Source organism: Gimesia benthica (assembly GCF_009720525.1).
Lineage (GTDB): Bacteria > Planctomycetota > Planctomycetia > Planctomycetales > Planctomycetaceae > Gimesia > Gimesia benthica.
The window spans coordinates 4599336-4625832 of sequence record NZ_CP043930.1 but is presented as its reverse complement, the minus strand read 5'-3'; the positions used below and the strand labels follow the sequence as shown (position 1 = coordinate 4625832).

The window sequence follows — 26497 nt, the reverse complement described above, 5'->3', positions numbered from 1 at the left end:
TGAGTGCCATGAGTATTGAACTAAGGCTCGACAGTTATCCGGATGATCCCGAAAAAATTGCATTCTGCACTGATTTCCTGGAGGGTAAATCCCCGCGATATCTATTGGGGCGTAATCAGTGGGCACAAAGTATCAGTCGTCATCTCAATGTTGCTGGATTTATTGATGAGTATTGTCACGAGAGTGAATTTCTCGGGAAACCTGTACTCTCGTTAGATGAAGTACCAGATAACGGAATTGTTGTTTCGACAGTCGTGGGAATTTTGCCATTGACGGTCGCTCTAAAATTATCGGAACGAAACATCCGCCATATTGATTACTTTGCATTTCGCAGATACTCGGGCCTTACCTTGGAGCCAGTGTTGTTCTGGGATGAATTCATCACAGATTATTCGCGACATCAGGAAAAATATGAGGAGGTTTATTGTTGTCTAAAAGATCAGCAATCTAGAACGATATACGAAAACCTGATCAATTTCCGTCTGTCCGGCGATCTATCATACATGGATGGATTTGAAGATCGACAGCACCAGCAATACTTTGAAGACTTTCTCAATCTGAAAAATCAGGGGGAAGTCTTTCTTGACGTCGGCTGTTTCGACGGCTTGACCAGTCTGGAATTTATTAAACGCTGTCCTGAATATGCCGGCATTCATATTTTTGAACCTGAACCTGGGAATCTAAAGGTCGTTCGGAAGAATCTGGCTGACTACCCGCGTATTGTTTTTCATGACTGTGGGTTATCTGATCACAGCCAGACCTTGCGATTTTCTGCTGATGGATCCTCTTCCCGTGTGAGCGATCAGGGAGAGTTGCAGATTCAGGTAGAACGTCTGGACGACGTCATAAAGGGGCCCGGTTCCTTCATCAAAATGGATATTGAGGGTGCTGAAATTGAGGCTCTTCGAGGGGCACGACATACAATTCTTGAGCATCATCCGAAACTGGCAATCTGTGTTTACCATCGTGCTGACGACTTCTGGAAAATCCCTGAAACGGTATTCTCGATCCGAGATGATTATGATCTCTACCTGAGGCATTACACCGAAGGAGTCACTGAAACCGTCATGTTTTTTATTCCTGCGGGGAATTGAGATGCCCGTTAAAAAACGACTGTTAATAGCCGGAGGTGGATATGCAGAGATCCCACTGATCCTGGCAGCTAAAAGACTGGGATTTCATGTCATCACCAGCGGTAACCGTGCAGATGACCTGGGACATCGCCATGCTGATGAAATCCATCTGGAGGACTTTTCCAATAAGAACGCCATGTTACAACTGGCACGCTCGCTGGAAATCGATGCGATCTGCGCTTCCTGCAACGATTTTTCTGCTCTGACTGCAGCCTACATTGCCGAACAAATGCAGTTACCAGGTCATGATCCTTATGAAACTGCAGTTTTGATTCATCATAAAGACCGCTATCGTGAATTCGCACAGGAAAATCAGATACCCACTCCGCGGGCGGCCGGTTTCGAATCCGTCCAGCAAGCATTGGATCAGTTGGATTTGTTTCTGTTTCCGGTAATGATTAAACCCGTTGATCTCACCGGGGGAAAAGGTATCACCAAGCTCGAACGAATCGATGATGCCAGAACTGTCCTGGAACAGGCATTCCAGATCTCACGTGCCAAACGGATCGTGATCGAGGAATTTGTGGAAGGAAGTCGACATGGTTTTTCCAGTTTTCTGCGCGACGGTCGGGTTGTGTTCTGCTTTCAGGATAACGAACACTATTTTCAGAATCCGTATCTGGTCTCGGCTGCTTCGACGCCAGCCATTGTCCCTGCAACAACGGCAGCAACTCTCTGTCAACAGGCCGAGCACATTGCCAGCCTGCTCAATTTGAAAACGGGAATATTTCACATTCAGTATATCCTCCACCAGGGCGAACCCGTCATCATTGAAATCTGCCGGAGGGCACCTGGGGATTTATATATTCAGTTTGTTCAGCATGCGACGGGAATTAACTATCCTGAATTCATTATTCGCGCGGCAACCGGACTGGATTGTGGAGGAATAAACCAGAAAGAACCTACAGGTTATTTTACCCGTCACTGTATCATGCCATCCCGCAACGGTTTGATTGATGATGTGATCTATGCCCCTGAAATTCGAGAGCAGATTATCGACCAGATGCTCTGGTGGGAACGTGGCCAACAAATCGATCAGTTTCTGGTTCAAAAACAGGGAATTGTTTTTTTGCAATTCGAATCGCTTCAGGAAATGTTGACCAGAACAGAAGTATTGCCAGAACTGATTCGAGTTGAAATGAAGTAGCAAGTTAACCCCCAAAGATGAAACCAGATCTATGAATCATTTCTTTATTCTAGGAACGATTTTTTTTACCGTATACGGCCAGCTCATCCTCAAGTGGCGGATCAGCAGATACGGTGAATTACCAGACAGTCTCTCGGACCGAATCCAGTTTCTGTTTCGACTTTTACTTGACGGATATATTTTGAGTGGTTTCATCGCTGCTTTTATCGCATCCTTATTCTGGATGGCGGCGATGACGAAATTTCAATTAAGCTACGCCTATCCGTTTATGAGCCTGGCATTTGTTCTGGTCATGTTCCTCAGTGCCTTTTTTTTCAATGAACCGGTTACGCTGGCCAAAACTCTGGGACTCACGCTGATTGTGGCGGGAATTATCATCGGCAGCCAGGGAGTGACATCTGATAAAACAGATACTCCTTCATCTTCACTCTCTGCAAAGGACTGATTCCAGTTCAACAATCAAAAAAAGGGCGGCTGATCTGAGATCAACCGCCCTCTCGCAGTTTCCATTTTCAGTTGCTGAAAATTCTTCTGGCGTCTCGTTTACTAGTTGCTACAAGTCTTCGGCTCTGGTGCAGTGCAGGTCTTGGGTGCCGGAGCCGTACAGGTTGGCTGCGGGCAGCAGACGGGCACTTTACGACAGACCTGTCGCGGTACACAACGTGTCTTGGTTACACAGACAGTACGCGGAACACATTTGGTTCGGGTAACATACCGTGTGCAGCAGACCTGCTCACAGGTTGTGTAAGGAACTTTGCGAGTACAGGTTTTTTGCTCATAGGTGCAGGTTGTGTAAGGAACCTTGCGGGTCCGACACTCTTCAACCATGGTGCAAGTGGTGTAAGGAACCTGTTTCGTTACGCATTCTTCCTTCCAGCAGCAGGTGGTGTAAGGCACTTTGCGTGTCCGGCATTCACGTACCATTTCGCAGGTTGTGTAAGGAACCTTCTTGGTCCGTGTTTCGCACTCGTAACGCACGCAGGTGTAAGGTACCTTACGGGTAACGCAGCAGGGAACTCGCTCACATACGGTGTAAGGAACCCGCTCGGTTACACATTCGCGTTTGTAAGTTGTGCAGCAGACTTTCTTGGTGACCGTCTTGGGGCACCAGATGCGTCGGCAGATGGTAGTGCCGGGGCACTGTACTTTCACTGTTTTGCAGCAACCGGGTTTGTAGACAGGGCAGCATGAGCTGCAGTCATATTCCCAGGTTCCTGGTTCACAGACACATTTTTCTACAACCGGACCGGGGCAGTGTTCGGTAACCGTCTTCCATTCACCACAGCAGACTTCAACATCGTGCCAGGTGTGGACAGGCTTGCAAACAGTGCGACAGACATCGCGGTAGCAGGTCTTGTAATTGGTTTTGTAGATCGTGCTGCAGACTTCACGGTAGTGAGTCTCGCAGATCGGACGTCTGACGGTGTAGCAGACATCCCGGTAACAGGTGTTGTAAACCGGCTTGCAGACTGTGTAGCAGACGTCCCGGTAGCAGGTATTGTATACCGGGCGGCGGCGTTTGCAGGTCACAGTGCGATAGCAGGTCTTGTAAACGGGACGGCAGACTTTATAGCAGACATCCCGGTAACAGGTGTTGTAGACCGGCTTGCAGACCGTGTAGCATTCATCACGGTAGCAGGTCTTGTAAACATTCTTAGTGTATTGAACGGGAACTTTTTCGCAGATCGTATCGTAGACTGTCTTCTGACAGGTATAGTTCTGCTTTTCCCAAACGGTTTCAGTGACGGTTTTGTAGCAGGTACTTGAGCACTCTTTGGCAGCACAGTAATCACCACAAGAAGTACATGCTTCTGTAGGACAACACTTATATCTGCCTGCTCCCAGGTAACCTGCCTGGGCTTGCTCCCCAAAGCAGACCATAATCAAAGCGGCCGCCAGAAGGGGAATCCAGGTTGCGTGTTTCATTGGTCTATTCCTCTATTTGTAATTTCAGCAAACAAAATTGAAATCTGGAAACAGTTAGAATCTACTTCGTCAACTGAAACAGCCCCCCTTCACTGAGACCTCCACTTCTCCGCAACTTACTGCACAACCTCTTCTACTGAGTCACGATAAACCATTCGATCACTACAATCGATACCCGTCACGATACGTTACATCCCTTCAGTGACTCTAAGGCGAAGATCCCTGGTGAGAAAAATGACCTAAATCTTCTCCTGACAATCTTTAAAAGTGATCGAAGACAGTCTTTATAGACTCGATGAATGCGAGACAGCCTGTTATCCTCAACAGACCGGACGCGTCGTTTCATCATTAGTTCAACAGATAAAGTGAGAGATTTACATGAAGTTTGCCATTTGTCAGGAAATGTTTGTCGACTGGGAGTGGGAAAAACAATGCGATCTGATCGCGGAGATTGGTTATACGGGCATCGAGCTGGCACCTTTTGCTTTTGCCGATCATCCATCAAAAATTACTCAAGAAGAGCGGGCCTCCCTCAAAAAAACAGCTGAGGACCGCGGGCTCCAAATCTTTGGACTGCACTGGCTTCTAGCAAAAACTGAAGGTCTGCATCTGACCACTGCTGACTCCGAAGTTCGCAAAAATACTGCCGCTTACCTGGTTGAGTTAGGGAACCTTTGTGCCGATCTGGGCGGAGACCTGATGGTCTTTGGTTCTCCATTCCAGCGCAACATCGAAGAAGGCATGTCGCGCGAACAGGCTTATCAAAATGCAGCGGAAGTTTTCCGCAACTGTCTGCCGGCGATCGGCGAGCGCGGAGTTCGCATCTGCATGGAACCGCTGACGACCAAAGAAACGGATTTCGTGAATACCTGCGCGGAAGCCATCGAGTTAATCGACATGGTCGGCGCGGACAACTTTGTTCTGCATCAGGATGTCAAAGCCATGGCCGGCGCTGAAACAGAATCCATTCCGGAACTGATTCACAAGTACGCTTCGCGGACGGGTCACTTCCATGTGAATGACACCAACCTGCTCGGACCTGGAATGGGAGAGACCGACTACCATCCGATTTTCAAAGCGCTGAAAGAAACGAAGTACTCAGGATGGATTTCAGTTGAAGTGTTCGACTACAAACCGGGCAGCGAACACATCGCGCGCGAAAGTTTTCGTTACATGAAAGAGGTCTGGGAAAGCGTCTGAGAGACTCAAAACAAGCGATCGGGCAAAAATTTTTTTGAAAACGTGAAAATATTTCCGGCCCTTTTTTTGCGTTGTTTTGCCTGACAAACGAGACTCCATAAACATGCAGTTTAAGCATGTCAACTGAGAAACAAAAAACAGAAGAGATCGGTTTCAGCCTATAATAATAGAGCGAAATCGATCTCTTGTTTTTTATCAAGCTTGTAAAACACGACTCATCCCGTTTCTATTTTTCAGCGATTCGTTTTTAAACGCTAAGCTCACCGCAGTTTACAACAAGCTGGAAAAAGGCTTTTCATATCAGAATTGGCTTGCAGAATTTTACGAAATATTTACGATGATGCCCAATAATTAGATGTAAGTCCTTAGCGTGTAATGAGTGTCAATTAAAAATGTGTTTTGATTGAATTTACACACACCAATCAAGGGGATGAACATCGGAGTTTGTCAAGGTTGACAGACTCACTTCTTATTCGTTGTGGCAGACCTTTGCCGACTTATAGCCCGGAGCCAGCGGCAAGGCAGCCCTCGTTTAACTCTCAAAGGAGGATTTGCGGTGGCAAAGAAAAAGGCAAAGAAAGCAGCACCTAAGAAAGCAGTAAAGAAAGCTGCACCAAAGAAAAAAGCAGCCCCTAAAAAGAAAGCAGTGAAGAAAGCTGCTCCTAAGAAGAAAGCTGCTCCAAAGAAAAAAGCTGCTGCTAAAAAGAAAGCCGCCCCAAAGAAAAAGGCAGCTGCAAAGAAAAAAGCAGTTAAGAAAGCTGCTCCAAAGAAAAAAGCCGCTAAAAAGAAGAAGTAATTCTTCTGCACTTAGCTGCTGGAAACAACAAGCCATAACGAGTAAGAAGCGATCGGTTATTTCGATCGCTTCTTCTATTTCCCCCCCGAGTATTTCTCGCCTCTTTCTCAACAGAATCTCGCCTGGATTCATTCCCACAAACAAAATATTCATTTGTACACATTTGCGTCACATATGCTGTTTCACTGCCTGCAGTTAACGTTACAATAGTTAGCCAGAACGTTTGCCCCAACTCTGCAGTCTGAAAGCAAGCCGGCATTGAACAGCTCCCCCAACGTGACCTCTGTCAAACCCAGGCGCAAATTATGGCGGACCCGGTTTAAACTGGCGCGCAACGTCCTGCCATTTGCTCCCCGTATTTCGTATGCGGATGTCATTCCTGATTCAGCCATTGATGGCGAACTCCAACACTGGGGTGAGGTCATCTTACTCTCAGACCTGGTCGCCGTTCTACATCGTGATGGAACCATCACCCGCAGAGCGCATCACATCGCCAGCCTGCACGCCAACGAATCGTTGTCTCAATGGGACGAAGTCTTTCGTTTTTATGATCGCCAGACAGCGCTGCATAAAATTCAGACCGCGAAAGTATACCTGCCCGATGGCAGTCAGAGAAAAGCCCGCAAGGTGGTTCAACCGTACGGACAGATCGCCGTTCAATTTTATCCTCTGCGTCCCGGAGTGACTGTCGAGTTGGAAGAGCAACAGGACTTCTTCACCCCAGACCGGATCTCAGCCTGCATGTGGGGCCAGGAGTACCTGCGGTATTCGATTCCCTGTCAAAGACTGCGCTGCACGATTGCCGTCGCGGAACCCTTTGAGCTGCAGTATGAATTACATCAGACCGACCAGGACCCAAGCTCTTGGAAACAGGGAACCTATCAAGTCTATCAATGGGATCTGCAGGCGTTGCCTGGATATGAAACTGACGACGCCACGCCTCACCCGCGAGACGTCATACCCTGGGTCGACTTTACCACACTGACCAACTGGGAACCGATCGCGAAGTTCTATCGGCAGGACCTCGAGCCGCCATCTAAAATCCCGGTACAGATTCAAAAACTATCGGAGGATCTGACGCGTGAATCAGATTCTACTGAGGATAAAATTTACTCCCTTTATAAGTATGCCTCTGACGATGTCCGTTATGGCAGACATCCCAACGAACTGGCTTTGGAAAAAACCAGGGAGGTCGGTTCGATGCTGGAGGATATGCGCGGAGACTGCAAAGACAAATCGTCGTTACTCGTCTCCCTGCTCAGGCACCAGGGAATTGAAGCCGAAGTCGCAGTTCTGCTGACGCGCGCGAATGGAACAATCCCCTTTCTGCCTGGAGCTCGCTTCGATCATGCGATTGTCTGCGTTACCGATGAGCAGGGAGTCAGGCTCTGGCTCGATCCGGCAGGCGGCCCGATGACTTTCAAAGATCTGCCTTATAATGACCAGGGCATGCAGGCACTGTTGTTGAATCTTCCAGCGGGAGAACTGGCCACCATTCCCTGCGGCGGTCCCGAATCTCATCAGGTACATCGGCAATGCGAGGGGAAACTGTCCGAAGACTGCAGCTATGAGTTCGGCACCAATGTCTCAACGACAGGTGACACCGCCATGGAATTTCGTCTTCGCTACATCAACCGCAACGAAGAATACCAGAGCCTGACTCTGGAACGGGAACTTGCGTCTTCTCTGACGGGAGCCCGCATCGATGCTCCTCTGTTTCACAACCTGACAGATCTCTCGCAACCTGTCACCTACTCCTGCAAAATGACACTCGATCAGTGGGCGCGCAAAATTGAAGACATCATTCTGTTCCGGGTTCCCTGGATCGGGGCGATGCATACGGTGGCTCTCGTCAACGTGCAGAAACGCAACTCGGCTCTGCAAGCCCCCTGGCCAATTCGCTTCTCCGACCAGCACAGGATCGAACTCCCCCCTGGTTATCATGGTTATGGACTGCCTTATGAACAACGATTTGAATGCGAATGGGGCCGCTACGAAACCTCCATCTATGAGGAAGATTCTCACCTCATCTGCCACCGCCAGGTAGACCATTTGGGAGGCATCGTCCGTGAGGAGCAGTATCTGGATTTCAAACAATACTGGGAACAGTGTACCCGCGCGGATGCTCTGGATGTCGTGCTCATGAAAAAGCCATACTGAACATTCACACAAGCGTTTATTGATCTGTTTGCAGCTAGAAAAGTGCCAGGAAAAGTCAACGACTTTCTGAACATGGAATCCAGAAATGGTGTCAGTCCGTCACAATGAGCCTATTCTCTCATGGGCAACCTGTTAAAATAGAGAGTAGGAGAGGGGAGGCTTTCAACTCTGGAGAAATCCAAAGCTGAGAAAGCCCAACCCCAAATGAACGCTCCATCCTCAACGAATATAGAAAGTGGAAACTCCTTGGCGGATCCTAAACGAGAAGAACTACAAGTCAAAGCGAAACGAGCCATCCTGGTTTCGGTTATCTCGCCTTCGAATCATATCAATAAAGAACAGGCCCTGGATGAATTAAAGGGGCTGGTCGAAACGGCGGGTGTGAAGGTTGTAGGCACCCTGGTACAGAGCCGCGAAAATCCTCATCCGGCAACCTGCCTCGGTAAAGGAAAACTGGCCGAGCTGAAATCAATGGTCAAACCCGTTGATGCCGAGTTGATCATCTTCGATAACAATCTGTCCCCTTCCCAGGGACGGAATATTGAAGAAGAGACCGGTACGATCATCGTGGACCGTAGCGAATTGATCCTCGATATTTTCGCGACCCACGCCAAAACCTATGAGGCGAAACTGCAAGTCGAGCTGGCGCAGCTGCTCTATTTCCGTCCCCGTCTGAAACGCTTGTGGACCCACCTTGAGCGTATCGAAGGGGGTGTGGGTGCTGGCCGTGGTCCTGGTGAAAAGCAGCTGGAAACAGACCGTCGACTGCTGGATAAACGCGTCGCTGAATTGAAGCGTAAACTGTCCGAAGTTGAAAAGCGTCGCGAGCGCACTGTTTCCAATCGATTCCAGCAACTCACGGTCTCGCTGGTTGGATATACCAACGCGGGAAAAAGTACGCTGATGAATGCACTCACCGGCGCGGACGTCTACATCGCGGACCAGCTGTTCGCCACGCTGGATACCCGTACGCGACGCTGGGAGCTTCCGCACTGGGGAGAGATCCTGCTGAGTGACACGGTTGGATTCGTCCGCAACCTGCCTCACCATCTGGTGGCCTCATTCAAGTCAACTCTGGAAGAAGCACGGCAGGCAGACCTGCTGTTGCATGTGGTTGACAGCAGCAATCCGGAAGTGGAGCATCACATCAAAACCGTTAACAGTGTGCTTGAGGAAATCGGCATCGACTACTCGAACGCACTGCTGGTATTCAACAAAAGCGATAAGGTGGAAGACCGCTCCAAGCTCGATGTCCTCCGGCTGAAATACGAGAATGCAATCACCGTCAGCGCGGTATCCGGTGAAGGGCTGGATCGTCTCTCCCAGGCAGTCATTGATCGGCTGGCTTCCGGTTATGTCATCGTCGAAATCGAAACCCCCGTCGGAAATGGCAAACTGCTCTCTCAACTCGAAGAGCATTCGCTTATCCTCTCACGGGAGTATTCCAGCGACGACACTCGAGTTACCTACCGAGCCCGGATTGCACGTCGCTTTCTCCCCGTGCTGAAGAGCAGCGAAGATACTGAAATCCGGATTCATGATGAGGGGGACCAGGGATCCCCTAATCAGCTGCAGCACGAAGAATCCATCCACGAGGTTTAGTTTCCTCACGCGGATGCTGCTCAGGCAGGACGTCTCAGTCAATCTTCCCGCCGGCTGGCGACAGTCATTGCAATCGGTCTGGCGGGCAGGGTATCATCGGTAGAAGGGCGTGTCATCGACAGTCGGAATGCTTCTCCTTCCGGTCTGCATGCTCTCTCCCTTGACCGTTCTGATTTGGACCTTCCCCTGCGACTGACTTCCTGAGAGAAACTGACGAAACTCATACGCGATGAAAAAACGATGGATCTATGGCGTCATCATTTTCCTGTGTCTCACTTCGATTGGCCTGGCCATCGACTGGTGGACCGCTCTGCCTGAAGGCGAACAGGCAACTTACGTCGGTCGTCAGACCTGCTTCGAGTGTCATCAGCAACAGGCAGAAGAGTGGAAAGAATCTGACCACGATCTGGCGATGAACCCTGCGACTCCCGAATTCGTTCTCGGTGACTTCGATAACACAGAGCTCGAACACTTTGGGATTACTTCCCGGATGTCCCGGGAGGGCGACAAATACTATGTCAACACCCAGGGACCTGATGGCGAGATGTCCCGCTTTGAGGTCAAGTACGTCATCGGCGTGCATCCCCTGCAACAGTATCTGGCTGAACTCGAACGCGGCAAGATCCAGGTCCTGCCGGTAACCTGGGACACAGAACTCAAACGGTGGTACTACGCCAGCCCGGATGAACCCTTTGGTCCGGAAGACCCCCTGCACTGGACCGGCTCCGCTCAGAACTGGAACCACATGTGCGCGGAATGTCATACCACGAACTGGGCCAAGAATTATGACATCGCCACCGACACCCATCATTACTCCTTCTCCGAGATGCGTGTCAGCTGCGAAGCCTGCCATGGCCCCGGATCGATTCACGTGAAACTGGCCAACTCGCATTCGCTGTTCTGGGATCGTCGCTATGGCTATGGCCTGGCGAAACTCAAAGGCGAAGACGCGACCGCGCAACTGGAGAGTTGTGCTCCCTGCCATTCTCATCGGCGGCATGTCTCACCCGGTCATACCCCCCTCGACCGCTTCCATGATCATTACGCTCTCTCCCTTCTGGAAGATCACCTCTACCATCCCGATGGTCAGATCGATGAGGAAGTCTACGTCTTCGGATCGTTCACCCAGAGCAAGATGTATCGCAAGGGAGTCCGTTGCACAGACTGCCATAACCCGCATTCATTGAAATTGAAATTCGAGGGAAACAAACTCTGCACCCAGTGCCACCTCGAGGCCAAGTATGACGTGCCCGGTCATCACCACCACAAGGTTGACAGTAAAGGAGCCGCCTGCGTGGAGTGCCACATGCCGACCAAGACCTACATGGGAGTCGACCCTCGCCGGGATCACAGCCTGAGAATTCCCCGCCCCGATCTTTCAGTCAAACTGGGAACCCCGAACGCCTGCAACCAATGTCATACGAAAGTGGACGAGACGCCGGAGTGGGCTGCGAAGAAGGTCGATGAATGGTACGGTCCCAAGCGTCGCGACGACCCGCACTATGGTGAGATCCTGGCAGCAGGTCAGGCTGGCAATCCGGATGCAGAACGCGCGCTGATCAAGTTGACCCGGGAAAAAGAAGTCGGTCCCATTGTTCGGGCAACCGCTGTCTCCCTGCTGGCCTCCCGTTACGATACCCCCGAAAGTCGCAAGGTTGTCGAGCGGTCTCTGAAGTCAAATGAAGAGCTGGTCAGGATGGCGGCGCTGCGTGGATTCGAAGGCTGGAACCCGCGTTCGGAAGCCGAGGCCAGCCGGGTGGGTAAGCTGCTCGCGGAAGGACTGACGGACGACTCGCGTGGAGTCCGGACGGAAGTCGCCCGGATTCTGTCTTCGCTGCCCATCATGCCGAACACAGATTCGAACCGGAAGGCACTCGAGCGAGCACTCAAAGATTACAAGAATAACCTGCTGACCGATGGTGACCAGTCGGGCTCTCACATGAGCCTGGGGATCCTGTATGCCAACGAGGGTGACCTGAAGAAAGCGGAAGCCGAGTTCCGCCTGGCCATCAAACTGGCACCTGCTGTAGCGGGAGCCCGATCCAATCTGGCCCAGTTACTGGAACAACAGGGGCGCACTCAAGAGGCGCAGGAACTCAGATCGGAAGAGGTTGAGTTGCTGGCCCGCGATGCCCGACTGCTTCCGGACAATGCCCTGCTCCAGTACCGGGTGGGCCTGCTCTACTACCTGCTGGGTCGGGAGGATGAGGCGGCTTCAGCTCTGGAGAAGGCCTGTGAACTGGAACCGCAGTCCGCCGACTTCCGGTTGATGCTGACTCTGCTTTACGAGAAACAGCAGAAGTGGGAACAGGCACTGGACTCGGTCAAACGGTTGATCCAACTTCAACCAGAGAACCCCACCTTCCGCCAGATCCAGATGAACCTCCAGCAAAAAGCAAACCCGCAAGGCAAGTGAATGCCTTACGGGTCTGTTGAGTTTCACGTGATTCCGAGCTCAGCGATCAGGCTGACTTGCGGAGCACTCCTGTAATCCGCTCGAAGGTATCGTTCGAATCGAAGGGAATCACAATCTGACCGGACTGTTCGGTCTTGAGCTTGATCTCCACCTGGGCTCCCAGAATTTCCCGCAGTTGCTGCTGCAGGTCAATCAGGTGATTCGTCATCTGGGGAGCATCAGCGGGTTGCTTCGGTTTGGGATTCTCAAAGGGCACGGTGTCAGCTTCACCTTTGAGGATCTTCCGCACCTCAGCTTCAGTTTTTCGGACCGAGAGGGACTCGGACTGAATCTGCTCACAGAGGGCGACCTGTTTATCGTTATCCAGGCTCAACAGGGTCCGGGCATGACCGGCTGAGATCTTTTCTGCCTGGAGAGCCTGCTTGACGGGTTCCGCCAGATCTAGCAACCGGATCATGTTGTTGACGGTTGAACGGTCCAGACTCAATCGCTGTGCGAGCTGCTCTATCGTACTGTCGAACTGGCTCAGATAGTTTTTGAAGGCCTGGGCCTTTTCGAGTACATTCAAATCTTTTCGCTTGAGGTTCTCCTCGATCGCGACTTCACAGACTTCGCGTTCTTCCAGATGGAGCACCCGGCAGGGAACCGTTTTCAGTCCCGCTTCACGGGCTGCCTTCAAACGGCGTTCCCCGGCGATCAGCTGATAGGCACCATCGAACGGACGGACCAGCAGCGGTTGTAGAATACCGTGTTGACGGATACTGCCTTCGAGTTCCTTGAGGGAGTCAGCTGCGAAATCCTGACGAGGCTGATATGGATTCCGTTCGATCAGATCAATGTCGATCTGGTCGGAGGACTGAACTGGTGCTGGATTCTCTTGCGAGTCTGCACCTGCACCGTCCTGAACATTTTCTGAATCTGGTTCTCCCCCACGTCCCAGCAAGGCGTTCAAACCACGGCCTAACCGTCGACGAGGGACCCCAGGATTTTCTGACTGCTCAGCTGCTGGATCAGCTGGATTCTGGTTTTGATCTTCCTGATTATGATCTTCCATGACCTTCTTCTCTTATACTTAAACTGCCTGACAAAAACGGGAGATTGAAACGTGGCGCGGGATTTTATTTCGAATGGCTATTTGAAGCAAGAGGGCTTTGCGGCAGAGTTGTCTTCCCTCGGGCAGGTGTTCCACGTGGAACACCTGTGTTACCACGCTTACCGGACACGGTAGAGACGGACTGATTCCGTCGTAGATTTAGCTGGCAACTGCGCCTGATTCAGACGGACCAGCAGGCTGGGATCATACTCGTAGGACTGAATCAGATCGAGTCGATCTTGAGCCTGATCGAATTGCTTCACAAACTCGGAGTCGCGCTCCGCGTGTGGTCCCGCGATCAAGTAGACGGGCATCTGGGGTGGAAGCGAATCCAGAAACCGGAAGTCAGCTACCGGACCGGTCAGCTGATGACCCTCTGCTTTCAGATTGAAGAACAACCCAGGCTCGGCATAGATGTAGAGAATCGCTTCATCCGAGTTGGCGTGTTCCTGCCGAAGGTTTGCCAGCAACTGACGGGAAATCGACGCCAGTCCGTTTCGAGGTTGCCAGGCAGCGACCGACCAGGGTCGCGCGATCAGAATCACGAGGAGGGCGACACCCACAAAAGTGACTCCCCCCATGATACGCGCGGGCTGAGTCCTCAGCTCACCAGATCTCGATAAGAGTTCGCAGAGGGAGCAGCCTGATCGTGACTCGAGCCAACCCACCAGCGCGGCGGTACCTAACCAGGCAGAGATCATCCAGGGAATCGTCAGACGGGGATAGGGATGGTAGAGCGGCGTGGCCAGTAGCAGACCACAGAACCAGGCCGCCAGTAACCAGGCTGCCAGCGGTCGAGACAGTCCTAATGAATCATCTCGGGAATCGGCTGCTACCTGAGATTTCGATCGCTGTCCCGACATGCAGAACAGCTGCAGCAGAATTCCGATGACAGCCAGGATGACGAGGACCGGGGTGATCCCTACCAGCCAGCCCCCCAGTAAGGGGAGGCCTGCCAGGCAACCAACCAGCATCGTGTTCCACGTGGAACGCCTACCTTCCTCATTCTTGTTTTCATTTCCGGAGTGAGTTGAACTCCAGCAACTACCGTGAAGTGCCAGCAGGCATCCCACCAGACAGACCAGCCCAAGGCTGATCGCTCCGAATGGTCCCTCGAGCAAACGCAGATTGAGGAGTTGTCGCGTACAGGAATCGAACCAGCCCGAGAAGCCGACAACATACCGACTGTGATTGGCAGCGACGACGGAATAGCCTCCCCACTTCTGTAGCCCGATCAATACCGGCGACCAGACAACCATAGCCGTCAGAGAAAATACGAAAGCGCGTGTCAGGTAGCTGGTGAGAGGGAGACGATCACGGCGGTAGACCCAGAGCCAGGGAACAATTCCAGAAAAGCCGATGGCCAGCGGAAGCCAGCCGTTGTACTTGACCGACCACCCCAGTCCGATGGCGACACCAGCCAGTACTGGCCACTTCCAATCGAGCGAGAGCCAGCTCCGCCAGATAAGGTAGACGCTGAGCAGCAGAAAGAATCCAAGTGCAACGTCTGTGAGAGCGGTTCGCGTGTAGAGCAGATGCAGGTCGCTGCCTCCCGCCAGGAGTGCGGCCACCAGTCCGGCGGAAGAACCAAACCAGTCACGAGTCACCCACCAGATCAAGAGCACAGTCATGACGCCCAATAGCAGAGAGGGGAGAAACACACCCCAGACACCGCTGCCCAGAAAGATCATGGACCACTCGATCAGAAACGGCAGCAGAGGCGGCGCGTAAAAATAGCGGCCTGGATACTCGGCCCCCTGCTCTGCGGAGAACCAGAGATTGGATGCATAGACACCTTCATCGAAATGCTCGACAGCCACATCGGAGAAGAACATCATCCGCGCCAGACAGGCGACCAGCAGAACGATCCCCAGCAGGATCAGCTCCAGTCGGGAGTATGTGGCGGAGGGCTCTGCTGTCGGTTTAGGAGAAGGCACATCGAACCTTTATGAAAACGGTGATCAGTGATATCAGTCCAAGTCACCAAATTCTACAGGAAGCAGGTCGCTTTGCCTATGAAACCGAGCAGCCCGTCAATTATCATAAACAGAGGCAATAATCCGGTCAGACAGAGGTCTGACCAGATTTGCCGTATTGGTATTTTGCCCCACAGGTCTACAATTCAAATAGCGAGCTGATGATAGTTCTGTCGTGACGACAGAATGGTCTGCATGCGATCCTCATACTTCAACAGAACATTTGAAAGAAAAGCGAGATTAAGCAGATGAGTACTCCATCCAGTCTGTACGATGAAGCAGTCAAAACTTACGAGAGTGGGGACGTGGAACAGGCGGTAGAGAAACTGAAGGAAGTGCTGGCTCAGGATGAAAATTACGTTCTGGCTCACTCAGCCTCTGCTGTCTATTACCAGAAGCTGGGAAAGTTTGATGAAGCCATCGAGCATGCCAAGAAGGTTACCGAACTGGAACCGGAAGACAACTTCTCCTACCTGCAGCTCTCCGTAATTTGTCAGCGCTGTGGACGCATCGCGGAAGCAGAAGATGCTCTGGCTAAAGCCCACTCCATGGCACAGAAGAAATAGTCGCGACGACTTCTGCATGACGAAAACAAAACAAGCTCTCATCGGTTAACCGGTGAGAGCTTATTGCATTTGGAAATCAAACGTTTGGCTATTCCTGAATCACACGGAACGGCGAGTCGAATTCGGTTGCTGCCGCCGGTTCAGTTGTCTCGGCTGACATCTGCTGGAACGGGTTCTCCTCAGCAGGTTCTTCGGTCACTATCGCTGGCTGCGCTTCGAAGGAAATTCGTGCAGGCTCAGCTGGCGTGAGCTGTTTCCGCGAACGAGGCTCTTCGCGGCTGGCGGTCTGAATCTGAGAGCTGCTATCCAGACGAGCCACTCTTAGTGAAGAGGTTGCCTGGAAGGTACGACCATCCTGAGATTTCATTCTCACCAGCAGTGTCAGATCCTCGCTGGCGGGGGCACTTTGCCAGGGGAGTTCGAAGCGGAAGCCCGAACCGGCAAAACCTGAATACCAGTGAGAGCGGACTTCCTGGCTGTCGAATTTCCAGATCCCGACGCGACGCTGATTCTCGGGTTGATTTAGATCGACCAGTTCCAGTTCCAGATCAGCGGGCAGTTTGACGGTCTCGCCATCCACGTCATGCGGTGTAATGACGGTGGTCCAGAGTTCGTCTCCCGGCTTGCTGTCGAGATCGACTCCCCCGGTCAGCAGGCTGTTGACTTTGACGCCCGTCACCCGAAACAGCGTCTTGGACTGCTCGGGCAGCAGGCCACCGTTAGATGATTTGGCCAACTGCCTCTGCATGGACTCAGACTGCTCGCGGGCAGACTGCAGCGCCTGCTGCGATTCCTTGAGATCTCGCTGCAGAGCGAAAATATTGTCTTCCTGGTCGCGCAATCGCGCTTCAAGAAGATCCGTATTGCCGCGACCTCCACACCCGGAGAGGGTGAGAATCAACATCAACGACATCCATGTCGTAAGGTATTGCTTCATTGGAAATCAATTAAAACAGAAGATCCCTCTTCTGTCTCCTCTTGTCAGAGTTAAAACTATTCTTTGGTTCCGGGCAGATCCAGGTGCTCGAGCACGTTATCGATCAGTCCGTAAGCTTTGGCTTCGGTGGAATCCATGAAGTTATCCCGGTCCGTATCCTGCTCGATTTTTTCGAGTGTCTGACCGGTATGATGCAGCAGAATTTCGTTCAGACGCCGCTTCATTTTCAGAACTTCTTTGGCATGAATTTCCAGATCGGTAGCCGTACCCTGCATCCCGGCGAGCGGCTGGTGAATCATGATGCGGCTGTTGGGCAGTGCGTTGCGTTTGCCCGGAGCACCGGCTGTCAGCAGCAGAGCGCCCATACTGGCGGCCTGCCCGATACAGTATGTGGCCACGTCACAAGAGATGTATTGCATCGTATCGTAGATGGCCATCCCGGCAGTCACTGAGCCACCGGGAGAGTTGATGTAAAAGTGGATGTCTGCTTCAGGATCATCAAACTGCAGAAACAGCAGCTGAGCCACCAGGCTCTGAGCCACCTGATCGTTGACCTGAGAACCCATCATAATGATACGATCCTGCAGGAGACGACTATAGATATCCATGGCCCGTTCATCGCGGCCATTTTTTTCGATCACATAAGGTGTTAGGACCGTCATGTAAAACTCACTTCAATAGATGGTAGATTGATGTTGGATCGTCATGGGGCAGCATGTCTGCCGACGTCTGTTTTATTTCTTGTCTTTGTCGCTGGTATCACGGACCAGAACTTCATCGACCAGACCGTATTCGACCGAATCGGCTGAAGAGAGGAAGCGGTCACGAGAAGTGTCCTGCGCAATTTTTTCAATACTCTGACCGGTGTGGCCAGCCAGAATTTTATTCAATACCTCACGGGTATCGAGAATGTCTTTGGCCTGAATTTCGATGTCAGAAACCTGACCACCGACTTCCCCAAAAGGCTGGTGAATCATCATTTTGGCGTGCGGCAGAATGTAACGTTTCCCCTTCTGTCCCCCGGCAACCAGGATCGCGCCACCACTGGCAGCCAGACCAACACAATAAGTGGCCACATCACATTCGATGAACTGCATCGTGTCATAAATGGCCATCGTGGATGTCACTGAACCACCGGGTGAATTGACATAAAGATGGATGTCCTGGTGACGATTTTCAGACTGCAGATAGAGCAGTTTCATCACGATCAGATTCGCACTGGCATCATTAATGACGCTGTCCAGAAAGATGATCCGGTTGTCCAGCAGAAGGTCACCAATGCCCATCTGGCGCTGCTGTGAATAGCTTCTGGCACGTTGATTCGCCTGAGTTGGCATCTGCCCTGATAAGGGATCGAACATGATTGTATCCTGAGATGTAATAGTATGCTTTAGTGAATCGTGACGAGGTTAATTCTAGTTAACGCTCACATCTGTTTGAACCAACGACTATCGCTGCTGCTGGAGAACCCGTCAAGTTGCAGCCCGTTATTTTCTCTGGCTCGAAGCGGCTGAGACACTCCCCTGTCTGATCCCCAGGCAGGCGCACAGTCACTCCTATTTTAGTTTCTAAGTTTATATTGTTCCTTATCCGATTTCCCCTTGTTTCGTCAAGAGACGTTATGCGGAGATCCACTTGACGGGACAGTGCTTTTAACCAGGCACCGCTCTCATATGAAAAGCTTAGGGGCACACTCCATATGCAAAAAGTGTACAGGAAAACAGATTGTATTCCACGACGTAAAAAAACACCAGAGACCATAGAATCTCTGGTGCAATGAGTATTAATCGAACGGAGCGCAGTCAGTCGACATTCAGAAAAATCGCCAGTCCCCCTGTTTTATCAGAATCCATATTGGGGGACCACATCCTGACCGTACCTTAAACCAGCGGGTGTCAGCAGGCGGGCATAGATTCCTGGATCAATATCAGGGCTCAGCGATCTTCCACTGCCATCACAGAAGATGACATTCACTACACCACCGGGGTGATTTGAACTGGGCCGCCAGGCCTGACTTTTTTTAGCGCCGATCTGGGATCCAATACTTGAGTCCGTCGAGGTTGTGGCATTCTCCAGAGTGAAATCTGTTGGCAGTGTGAGTTGAGTTGTGCCGCTGGAATACATGCCCTGCATGTCGATGCCAAAACCGAGACTGCCGGTATCGGTGGATGCCCAGTTGCCCGCCTGCAGATTTTCTGAGAGCATCAGTGTCTGTCTCAAACCATCCCCTTTCTGGGAGATGAAGTCGAGTGACATGCGGGATGTATAAGGTCGCCAGAAAACTCCGGTGGCAAATTTCACCGGGATGTCTGCTGTTGTCTTGATGTCGCCATCCAGCCCGCCGTCGGCACTGTCGGGACGGTGCGCTCGGTCAGTCGCGGTATTATAATGAGAGGTTACATAACCCACATTCGCGACATAAGAGAGAGCCCCCTGTTCTGTGTTCGCCGCGTCGTCAGGGCAGGTGAAGACGGGGAAACGTGTCGCATTCAGATTCGTCAGTAACGAAATCGCTTCTGCATTCATCGTGGCACTGGAAGCCTGACTGGCGGTCTCATCCCAGCGCTGGCGAAAACCGACGTTATCCAGGAAAGGCAGAATCGTTGTGCACCAGGTGAGGTCATCGTGAGTCGCCTGTGGATTGGGGGCATCTTCAGTCGAAACGGTCATATTCGGATCCACCAGCAGCGGCAGTTCCAAATTTGCTCCGGAGGAGAAGTTAACAACAGCCAGGCCCACATTCCGCATCTTATTCAGGCAGGCTAATTTCCTGGAAGGAGCCCGGGCGCTTTCCAGCGCTGGTAGAGTCAGTGCCACCAGGATTACAATAATCACGATCACCACAATTAATTCGGTCAGCGAGAAACCACGTCGCTCCGGTCGTTTCGTTTTTTGATTCTGCATGCGAGTGCCCCTTAAAAGAAATGACAAAGGGATGTGTCTCGTGCGCCTCTAATGTCTATTTTGAAACAGACGAACAGAAAGCACACGCCCATACAGTATGCGGTCGAGATATGAAAAAAGCACCAGAGACCCGCTGATCTCTGGTGCCCGTTTGTTTGAACCGATTTGAGAAAATGACTCAAATGATGGTTGCAGGATCAATCGTCAGAATTAGTAGGATGATCCATCAACAACAGCCTGTCCATAACGCAGACCAGCAGGTGTCAGCAGACGAGCGTAAACGCCAGCGTCCATCTGTGGTGTCAGTGATTTTCCACTGCCGTCACAGAAGACTACGTTCACAGCACCACTGGGGTGGTTAGAGCTGGGACGCCATGCCTGTGATTTGGCAGCAGTCAGATTGGAACCGATGCGTGAATCGGTACCGCTGGTTGTGTTAACCAGGTTGAAACCGGAGGGCAGGGCCAGAGTGGTTGCACCACTGGAGTAGACACCCTGCAGGTCAACACCGAAACCGAGGCTACCGGTATCCTGGCTGGACCAGTTACCTGCCTGCAGGTTTTCGCTCAGCATCAGGGTCTGAGTCAGACCGTCGGCAGCTGAGATGAAGTCCAGAGACATACGTGAGGTGTGAGGACGCCAGAAGACGCCGGAAGCGAATTTGACAGGAATATCAGCAGTCGTCATCGCATCACCGTCCATACCACCATCGCCGGCCGGGTGATGTCCTACACCGGTTGAAGAGTCATAACCAACGCCGGAAGCGTTGTAGTTCGCAGTCACGTAACCGACGTTAACGGCATAGGAGAGTGCTCCCTGATCGGTGTTGAACTGGTCATCGGGGCAGGTGAAGACAGGGAAACGGTTGTTGTTCAGGGCGACGAAAGCATTGTAGTTGGCGTTTGAAGTACCACCAGTTGAGGCGTCTGCAATAACGCTGGCCAACTGGTCCCATCGCTGACGGAAACCGACGTTGTCAAGGAACGGCAGAATCGTCGTGCACCAGGACAGGTTGTCAAAACCGGCGTTCGCATTGGGAGCAGCGGTTGTGCTGATGGCAACGTTAGGATCAACGAGCAGCGGCAGCTGTGAGTTAGCACCTGAAGAGAAGTTGACCACAGCCAGGCCGACGTTCCGCATGTTATTCAGGCAGGATACTTTCCGTGCAGCGGCACGGGCACTCTGGATCGCCGGCAGTGTCAGCGAGACCAGAATACCGATGATGGTGATCACCACCAGCAGTTCGATGAGCGTAAACCCTTTACGCTTTTGCAGTTTTTGTTTTACTCTAAGAGTATGCATTGTCATTCTCCTCACTAAGAATACGGTTCAAACTGATTATATATTACTTGTTTACAAGTAGCAAAAACAAACTCTAATTCGACGTGTTTTGACAGGAATCCGACGCTTCTCCGGCTTTAACCTGCCTGATCGGAACAGACGTTGTAAACATCCACCCCTGTTGACTTTACCCAGTGGCCCGCAACCGAAGTTGTTCACTCAGGTAACATGGCTTTCCCCCTCCCAGTTGTGTCAGATTTATCAATTATACCCACTTGTCCAGTTCGACAGGCCGGGCAAAACGGTAGTTTTATTGTTGAATCGTATGGCGATAACGAATCAGGTTTTTCCAGTGGTCAAATTTACCCGTACTGGGTTCAAATGCCTGCTCTGCCCGCGTCCGGTCGATGACGAAGAAGCCTCGATAGTCAGGCTGGTTCGCGGTTCGTGTCGCATCAAAGGGTGACAGTCGCCCCCCGATCTGCACCGGACTGCCATACGTCGTGGTCCCTGCGCCAGAGGCTTCGAAGTAAGCGACCGACATGAATACCACAAACGTGTTACTCCGTGTTGTCGTATTCGCAGCGATCTTGGATAACAGACGATTTCGCGTATGGAAGTCAACTTTGTTTAACGGACCAGCCGTACCCAGGTGTTCTGACCCAGTGGCGACTTCGAACAGTAATCGCCTGTTGTTATTACCAGCATCCGCCGGCAGACTGCGGTAGATGGTTTTTTCACGCAGTTCATCGACGGTATTACTCAAACCGTGATGCAAGCCGTGGAACGGTACTGCCTGCTCACCGACCACCTTGGGACTCCCAGGAATATGGGGTTCATTTCCAGAAGTAATACCGGGAATGTTGTAACACTTCGGATCGCGTGAATTCTGGAACTGCTCCCACCAGTTAGCACCACCCAGATGTGGTGCAGCCAGTGGTGGGTTCTGATCATTGATCGCCAGATTCAGTAAAAAGGCATCGGAATCATCCAGCAACGCTGCCAGCACTGAAGGGTGCCGGATCGTATTCAGGTTGATGCGTCCTGGTACGCGAGGATCTGCCAAAGGATTTCCCAGTTGCAGGTGGGCTCGTGTGGGAACCTCCACGAAGTCGAGCAGTCGATACCAGCGATTGTCATCACTTATGACACTAGTATTATCATCGGGACCATTCGGATCCAGGAACTTCTGAATGCCTGCAAAGCGAACATCATTGGCCCGATCGACATTCGTAGTCGTGTCAGTTCTAGTCTGCCAGCCTGCTTCCGTGGCCAGATCGCGTGTCACGCGATGAGGTCCGATAACCGGAATTGAGAACAGGTCAACCACAGACGCGAAGTCACGGTCAAAATGAGGTTGCCAGATATCGAAACGAGGGCGGTCATCAGAAAATGCCCAACCGCGTTCCGCAGCGTTATCGGGAGTCGAGTCACCATCATCATCGAAGGTCGCGATCCCAGGCAACCCGTCAGCGCCCAGATTACCAGCACCGGTATTGGAGTTCGTCGTCCCCACGGTGTTGGCACGATAACCTGTACCGGAACTGCCTGCAGCATGCGACGCTTCACCAGCACCACGTGCATAGAGTGGTTGTGACCGTTCAAAACTTTGCAACTGATTCAACTGAGTTTGAATCTGCGTGCTCATGTCTGATTCCTGCAACGCAAACTCATTCATGTTGTTGATGACCATACTGTCTACTTCAACCCATGGGTTGTCTGCGTTATCGGCAGTATTGCTTAAACCCGGGGCGGCACGCCCCAGATGGGCCCGACGCATCAGACGGACAATGAATGTCAGATCACTGAAATTCGTGCTGCCTGCATCTGTATTTGATCCATTCAGAAAATCGCCCCGATTGGCCATCGTGGTAACCGTATCGGCTTCCGTGGTCATCTGGAATTCGCTGGTATCGTCGTCGGTAATCAGGTCCGTGGCAGGAGTCGTGATGTCCCGGGGAACGATTGTCGAATAAGTCGGTGAGCCCCCCGAGAAGTTAGGATCGACGCGGAAATAACTCTCGCGCGGCATCCCCGACATCGGGTCCATGTTTTCATTGTCGCCCGCGGAACGAATACTGTAGATTCCGCCGCCACCCACTGCGCCACTCCGTAGAGTGACACGTCGTTTGTGAGTATCGTTCAAGACAGGATCAGGGGCAAGGCTGTCCAGATCTGAGTAGTCACCGCTGATACCAGTTCCATCGGTGCGTGGTTCCAGACGAATCTGCCAGCCATCGTTGGCAAAGCTGACGGTGCGGGTACTCGCATTTCGCAGCTCGATGTAAGAGAAGTAGCGATCTTTTTCATCATCGTATTCGGTCGCGTCATGATTGACCGGATTTGAGGACGAGTCTTCTACCCTGGGAGCTTTGATTGCCAGAAATTCGCCGAGAGTCAGTTTCTGCGCTTCGACACCATATACAATACCCCGCTGGGCAGCCTGGCTGGGAACCCCCAGTGCAGAGGCCAGCGTGGATTCGTCGCCGGTATGATATGCGTTATCTCCCAGTCCCCAGCCATCAGCCAGGTTTTTGTCATACTCGAAACGGGTAATCACATCATCAGGGTCAAGGGCATCAACCACATTGACAGCGAACTGGGCCATCTCTTCGAGCTGGGCATCAGTGTAGAGAGCGTTACCCGAGTTATCAGCTCGGTAATCCAGAGCATTATTACCCCCACCGAGAGTATACAACAGAACGTAAATATCACGGGCCATCAACTGACGATCGTAGCGGGCCCAGAATTCCTGTTGCTGGACAGTCGTTGGTGGATAGGCTGGCAGGTTAAATCCATACCAGCCGCTATTGATCGCGGTGGCAGCCAGGCCATCGAGTACGCCATTGCCGTTGAGGTCTTCTCCCGGATCGAGAGTACCATCATTGTCGACATCTTCACCCGGGTGCGGAGTCAAGGGGCGAGTCGTCACGACACGTCCCGTACCCGTTGATTCGTAAACCAGAACTTCGTTGAGGTTCAGCTTCATCTGCAGACGCTGCTTCGTCGTATCGGTATCGTTCAGCTTGACGTACAACAGTTCCTTCAAAGGCGGACGGAACGGATTCAGTCTGGATGAAAGAGTATTGAATGGTGGAAATTCCTGGCGTGAAAAATCGAATTCATATTCACGAAAACCGGGAATGACGGTCATGCCGAACTGTTTACGATCCCAGCTCATCGTGGTGAATTTTTTACGAATCTGATTACCACGTTTATTGATCGTTGCTGCCCGGCCAAAGTTGAACGGAAGCAGGTTTTCCAGGCGGGAGTTAACGCCCGTGTCATCCTGGTCGGTCTGACTCATATGCAGAAAGGCCAGATCGTCGGGGGTGAAAGGTTCGTCGTAAGGCCGCTGTACCTTTTCCATGTCGACGGTAATTTCATCAGCATCGTCCATCAGGACGCCAAAATTCGCTGAGGAATCGGCGACCGAATTTTTGAAGAAGGTCAGTCCGCTGTTGTAACGGATGCCGCCGGCAATCTCGAAATCCTGATAGCCTTTCCAGCCGTTATAGCCAACCAGAGCCTGACGGTAGCTCGCACCGGTTTTGTTGGTTCGTCCCGAACCGTTGTAAGCCAGGGGATGCATGAAGGAATGCACGTTCGCCCGGTTGCCCGCCAGGGATCCGCTGAGGACGCCCCCTTCGTAACGGTTGGCGTTATCATCGACCAGGGTCTGTCCGGCTCGCGGGAAGGCGACCACGGGGGAACCGCTGGCATCAACGATGTAGATATTGTCTGTGGGATTGGTGCGGAGTGCATCGTACATCCGGTTGGGTTCGCCCCAGCGACCGGCGTAGAGATCGATGACGTCGCTCTGAGTTCCATTTGCGATCGGGTTGGGCAGACTGAACTCGGGCCGTCCGAAGTTCAGGAAGAAGTATTCCATGTTCGAAACTTCACGCCAGTCCCGGGTGTTTTCGTACGCCGTCTGGAAGTCGCCTGCCCCTGCATAAGCACGCGGTGAAGCGATGGCACCATGTGGATAAGGATAGCCGCCGAAGAACAGACGATGCTGCTGGAAGACGTCGGCTGCTGAGGCGGATGATTTCAAATCGCCGCCCGAGGTTTCCAGTTCCGGACGGGCATTGAGTACCCACTGGGGATTGACTTCTCCGGGTGAGGAGAGCCCCATGTTGGACCGGGAGAGGAACAGATACTTGTCGGTATAGATCGAGCTGTGCTCACCAAAGAAATTATTACTGGGAGTGTAGTTCAGATCGATATCGCCGGGCCGTCGCATGTTACCGGCCGTATTCAGGTTGACCAGACCATCCATATCGTAAACGGTAAACGAGAACAGCGGCAGAATATATTTGGTTGGATCGCTGGGACTCTGAATCGGCGGAAAGTCGAGGTCCATCCAGATCCCTTCCAGCAGACCGTCGCTGTCGTTGTCGACATCAAGTTCGACGACCGGAGCTCCGAGGTTGAAGGAATTCGTGAAGATCCCCAGTTCGCCATGCATGGTGGCATTTCCACCGGGATTCGTCAGCGGCTGAAAAGGAAACGAGCTTGTGAATCGCGGGGTCGCAGAGGCTGTTCCATTGGGAGCGACGAAGACATGCCTTGGGTGAGGGCGCATCACGCGCGTCGTAGTTTCTTCGTCGGCAAGTACCGAACCATCATTTTCATACCAGTCATTTACATGATCACCAGTTGATATATTACGTAACAGTTGAGGTCTCAAGAATGAAGGGATAACAACACGACGCCAGTTTCCGTTCAGCAGTGTGTAACCATCATACGCGAGGAACAGATTATTGATATCGGGGGCCGTATAATCGACATCGGGCTCAGGAATATTCCCTGATTGTAACGCGGAAGGTAGCGTTCCCCTATGAGCAGCCCGACTGTGATTTATGGAGAGAAGATCGTTTAAGTCAGCCGTCCCATTATAATCTTGGTCAACAAAAACCCGTCCAGGATTTGCAGAACCACTGTCATCCATGACAACATTGATTCCCCGCCCCGTAAACGGGTGCAGGTCGGAGCCAAACATTTTGGGAAGCATCGAATGCCATTTCCCATGCAGGGCGCTGTTATAGAGATTGTCTTCGGGGCCTTTGACGAGTTGCTCCAGACCCCAGTTGAACAGAACGTCGGCATCGAGGCCGGGGTCGGCTTCGTTGAGCGAGGCTTCTGTGAAGTACTGCGCGCTGCGTTCTTCCTGGGCTGCGAAGGTGTAGAAGACCACCCCGAGCAGGGAGAGCATCGCCAACAGGGCGATCACGACCAGCAACGTCGATCCGCGACGGGACCGGTTCAGCTGAGTCTCATTGTTCTGTTTTTGTTTAAGCTTCATGGGTTTCATCTCAAAACCTCCCAAAGTGACCAAAGGCCGTGGCCCGGATTCG

Annotated in this window: 18 protein-coding genes; 9 read left to right on the top strand and 9 right to left on the bottom strand. The window is 52.0% G+C overall.

The window, feature by feature from the left end:
- The first annotated feature begins 8 nt into the window (after positions 1-8).
- From F1728_RS17935 to F1728_RS17925, 3 genes are read left to right on the top strand one after another with little or no spacing between them, the layout of a single operon-like run.
- Entirely contained in the window at positions 9-1094 is a 1086-nt protein-coding gene (locus F1728_RS17935; RefSeq protein ID WP_194242419.1) for an FkbM family methyltransferase, read from the top strand.
- A gap of 1 nt (position 1095) precedes the next feature.
- Positions 1096-2280 carry an ATP-grasp domain-containing protein gene (locus tag F1728_RS17930; protein ID WP_155365244.1) on the top strand — a complete coding sequence of 395 codons (1185 nt, stop codon included), beginning with the start codon at positions 1096-1098 and terminating at the stop codon, positions 2278-2280.
- Between the two features lie 31 nt (positions 2281-2311).
- A complete protein-coding gene (locus F1728_RS17925) occupies positions 2312-2725 on the top strand; it encodes an EamA family transporter (RefSeq protein WP_155365243.1) in 414 nt (137 codons plus the stop codon).
- Between the two features lie 101 nt (positions 2726-2826).
- On the opposite strand, the gene F1728_RS17920 is transcribed toward F1728_RS17925, so the two are convergent.
- Complete coding sequence (locus tag F1728_RS17920) at positions 2827-4206, bottom strand: hypothetical protein (RefSeq protein ID WP_155365242.1); 1380 nt, start codon at positions 4204-4206, stop codon at positions 2827-2829.
- 378 nt (positions 4207-4584) lie between these two features.
- Here F1728_RS17920 and F1728_RS17915 point away from each other — a divergent pair, with 378 nt between their 5' ends.
- From F1728_RS17915 to F1728_RS17895, 5 genes are all read left to right on the top strand, one after another.
- Positions 4585-5406, top strand: a complete 822-nt coding sequence (locus F1728_RS17915; protein ID WP_155365241.1) for a sugar phosphate isomerase/epimerase family protein — start codon at positions 4585-4587, stop codon at positions 5404-5406.
- A 556-nt stretch (positions 5407-5962) separates the two neighbouring features.
- Positions 5963-6202: a hypothetical protein gene (locus tag F1728_RS17910; RefSeq protein ID WP_187781869.1), complete on the top strand. Its 240-nt coding sequence runs from the start codon at positions 5963-5965 to the stop codon at positions 6200-6202.
- Positions 6203-6460: 258 nt separating this feature from the next.
- The gene (locus F1728_RS17905) at positions 6461-8362 is read left to right on the top strand and encodes a transglutaminase-like domain-containing protein (protein ID WP_155365240.1); all 1902 of its coding nucleotides are present in this window, start codon (positions 6461-6463) and stop codon (positions 8360-8362) included.
- A gap of 246 nt (positions 8363-8608) precedes the next feature.
- A complete protein-coding gene (hflX, locus tag F1728_RS17900) occupies positions 8609-9964 on the top strand; it encodes a GTPase HflX (protein ID WP_155365239.1) in 1356 nt (451 codons plus the stop codon).
- 229 nt (positions 9965-10193) lie between these two features.
- Positions 10194-12380: a tetratricopeptide repeat protein gene (locus F1728_RS17895; RefSeq protein WP_155365238.1), complete on the top strand. Its 2187-nt coding sequence runs from the start codon at positions 10194-10196 to the stop codon at positions 12378-12380.
- Between the two features lie 46 nt (positions 12381-12426).
- Here F1728_RS17895 and F1728_RS17890 read toward each other — a convergent pair whose 3' ends face one another.
- Both F1728_RS17890 and F1728_RS17885 read right to left on the bottom strand, forming a co-directional pair.
- The gene (locus tag F1728_RS17890; protein ID WP_155365237.1) at positions 12427-13434 is read right to left on the bottom strand and encodes a ParB/RepB/Spo0J family partition protein; all 1008 of its coding nucleotides are present in this window, start codon (positions 13432-13434) and stop codon (positions 12427-12429) included.
- A gap of 158 nt (positions 13435-13592) precedes the next feature.
- Entirely contained in the window at positions 13593-15410 is a 1818-nt protein-coding gene (locus tag F1728_RS17885) for an ArnT family glycosyltransferase (RefSeq protein WP_155365236.1), read from the bottom strand.
- A gap of 287 nt (positions 15411-15697) precedes the next feature.
- Here F1728_RS17885 and F1728_RS17880 point away from each other — a divergent pair, with 287 nt between their 5' ends.
- Positions 15698-16015 carry a tetratricopeptide repeat protein gene (locus F1728_RS17880; protein WP_145191790.1) on the top strand — a complete coding sequence of 106 codons (318 nt, stop codon included), beginning with the start codon at positions 15698-15700 and terminating at the stop codon, positions 16013-16015.
- A gap of 88 nt (positions 16016-16103) precedes the next feature.
- Here F1728_RS17880 and F1728_RS17875 read toward each other — a convergent pair whose 3' ends face one another.
- The 6 genes from F1728_RS17875 to F1728_RS17850 all read right to left on the bottom strand — a co-directional run bounded on the left by F1728_RS17875 (position 16104) and on the right by F1728_RS17850 (position 26445).
- The gene (locus F1728_RS17875) at positions 16104-16919 is read right to left on the bottom strand and encodes a hypothetical protein (RefSeq protein ID WP_155365235.1); all 816 of its coding nucleotides are present in this window, start codon (positions 16917-16919) and stop codon (positions 16104-16106) included.
- An 89-nt stretch (positions 16920-17008) separates the two neighbouring features.
- Positions 17009-17614, bottom strand: coding sequence for an ATP-dependent Clp endopeptidase proteolytic subunit ClpP (clpP, locus tag F1728_RS17870; protein ID WP_145191795.1), 606 nt, complete (start codon positions 17612-17614; stop codon positions 17009-17011).
- A gap of 72 nt (positions 17615-17686) precedes the next feature.
- Positions 17687-18313, bottom strand: a complete 627-nt coding sequence (locus F1728_RS17865) for a ClpP family protease (RefSeq protein ID WP_145191798.1) — start codon at positions 18311-18313, stop codon at positions 17687-17689.
- Positions 18314-18794: 481 nt separating this feature from the next.
- Entirely contained in the window at positions 18795-19856 is a 1062-nt protein-coding gene (locus F1728_RS17860) for a DUF1559 family PulG-like putative transporter (protein ID WP_155365234.1), read from the bottom strand.
- A 210-nt stretch (positions 19857-20066) separates the two neighbouring features.
- Positions 20067-21158, bottom strand: a complete 1092-nt coding sequence (locus tag F1728_RS17855) for a DUF1559 family PulG-like putative transporter (RefSeq protein ID WP_261344457.1) — start codon at positions 21156-21158, stop codon at positions 20067-20069.
- Positions 21159-21447: 289 nt separating this feature from the next.
- Positions 21448-26445, bottom strand: a complete 4998-nt coding sequence (locus F1728_RS17850) for a hypothetical protein (protein ID WP_155365232.1) — start codon at positions 26443-26445, stop codon at positions 21448-21450.
- Positions 26446-26497: the final 52 nt, after the last annotated feature.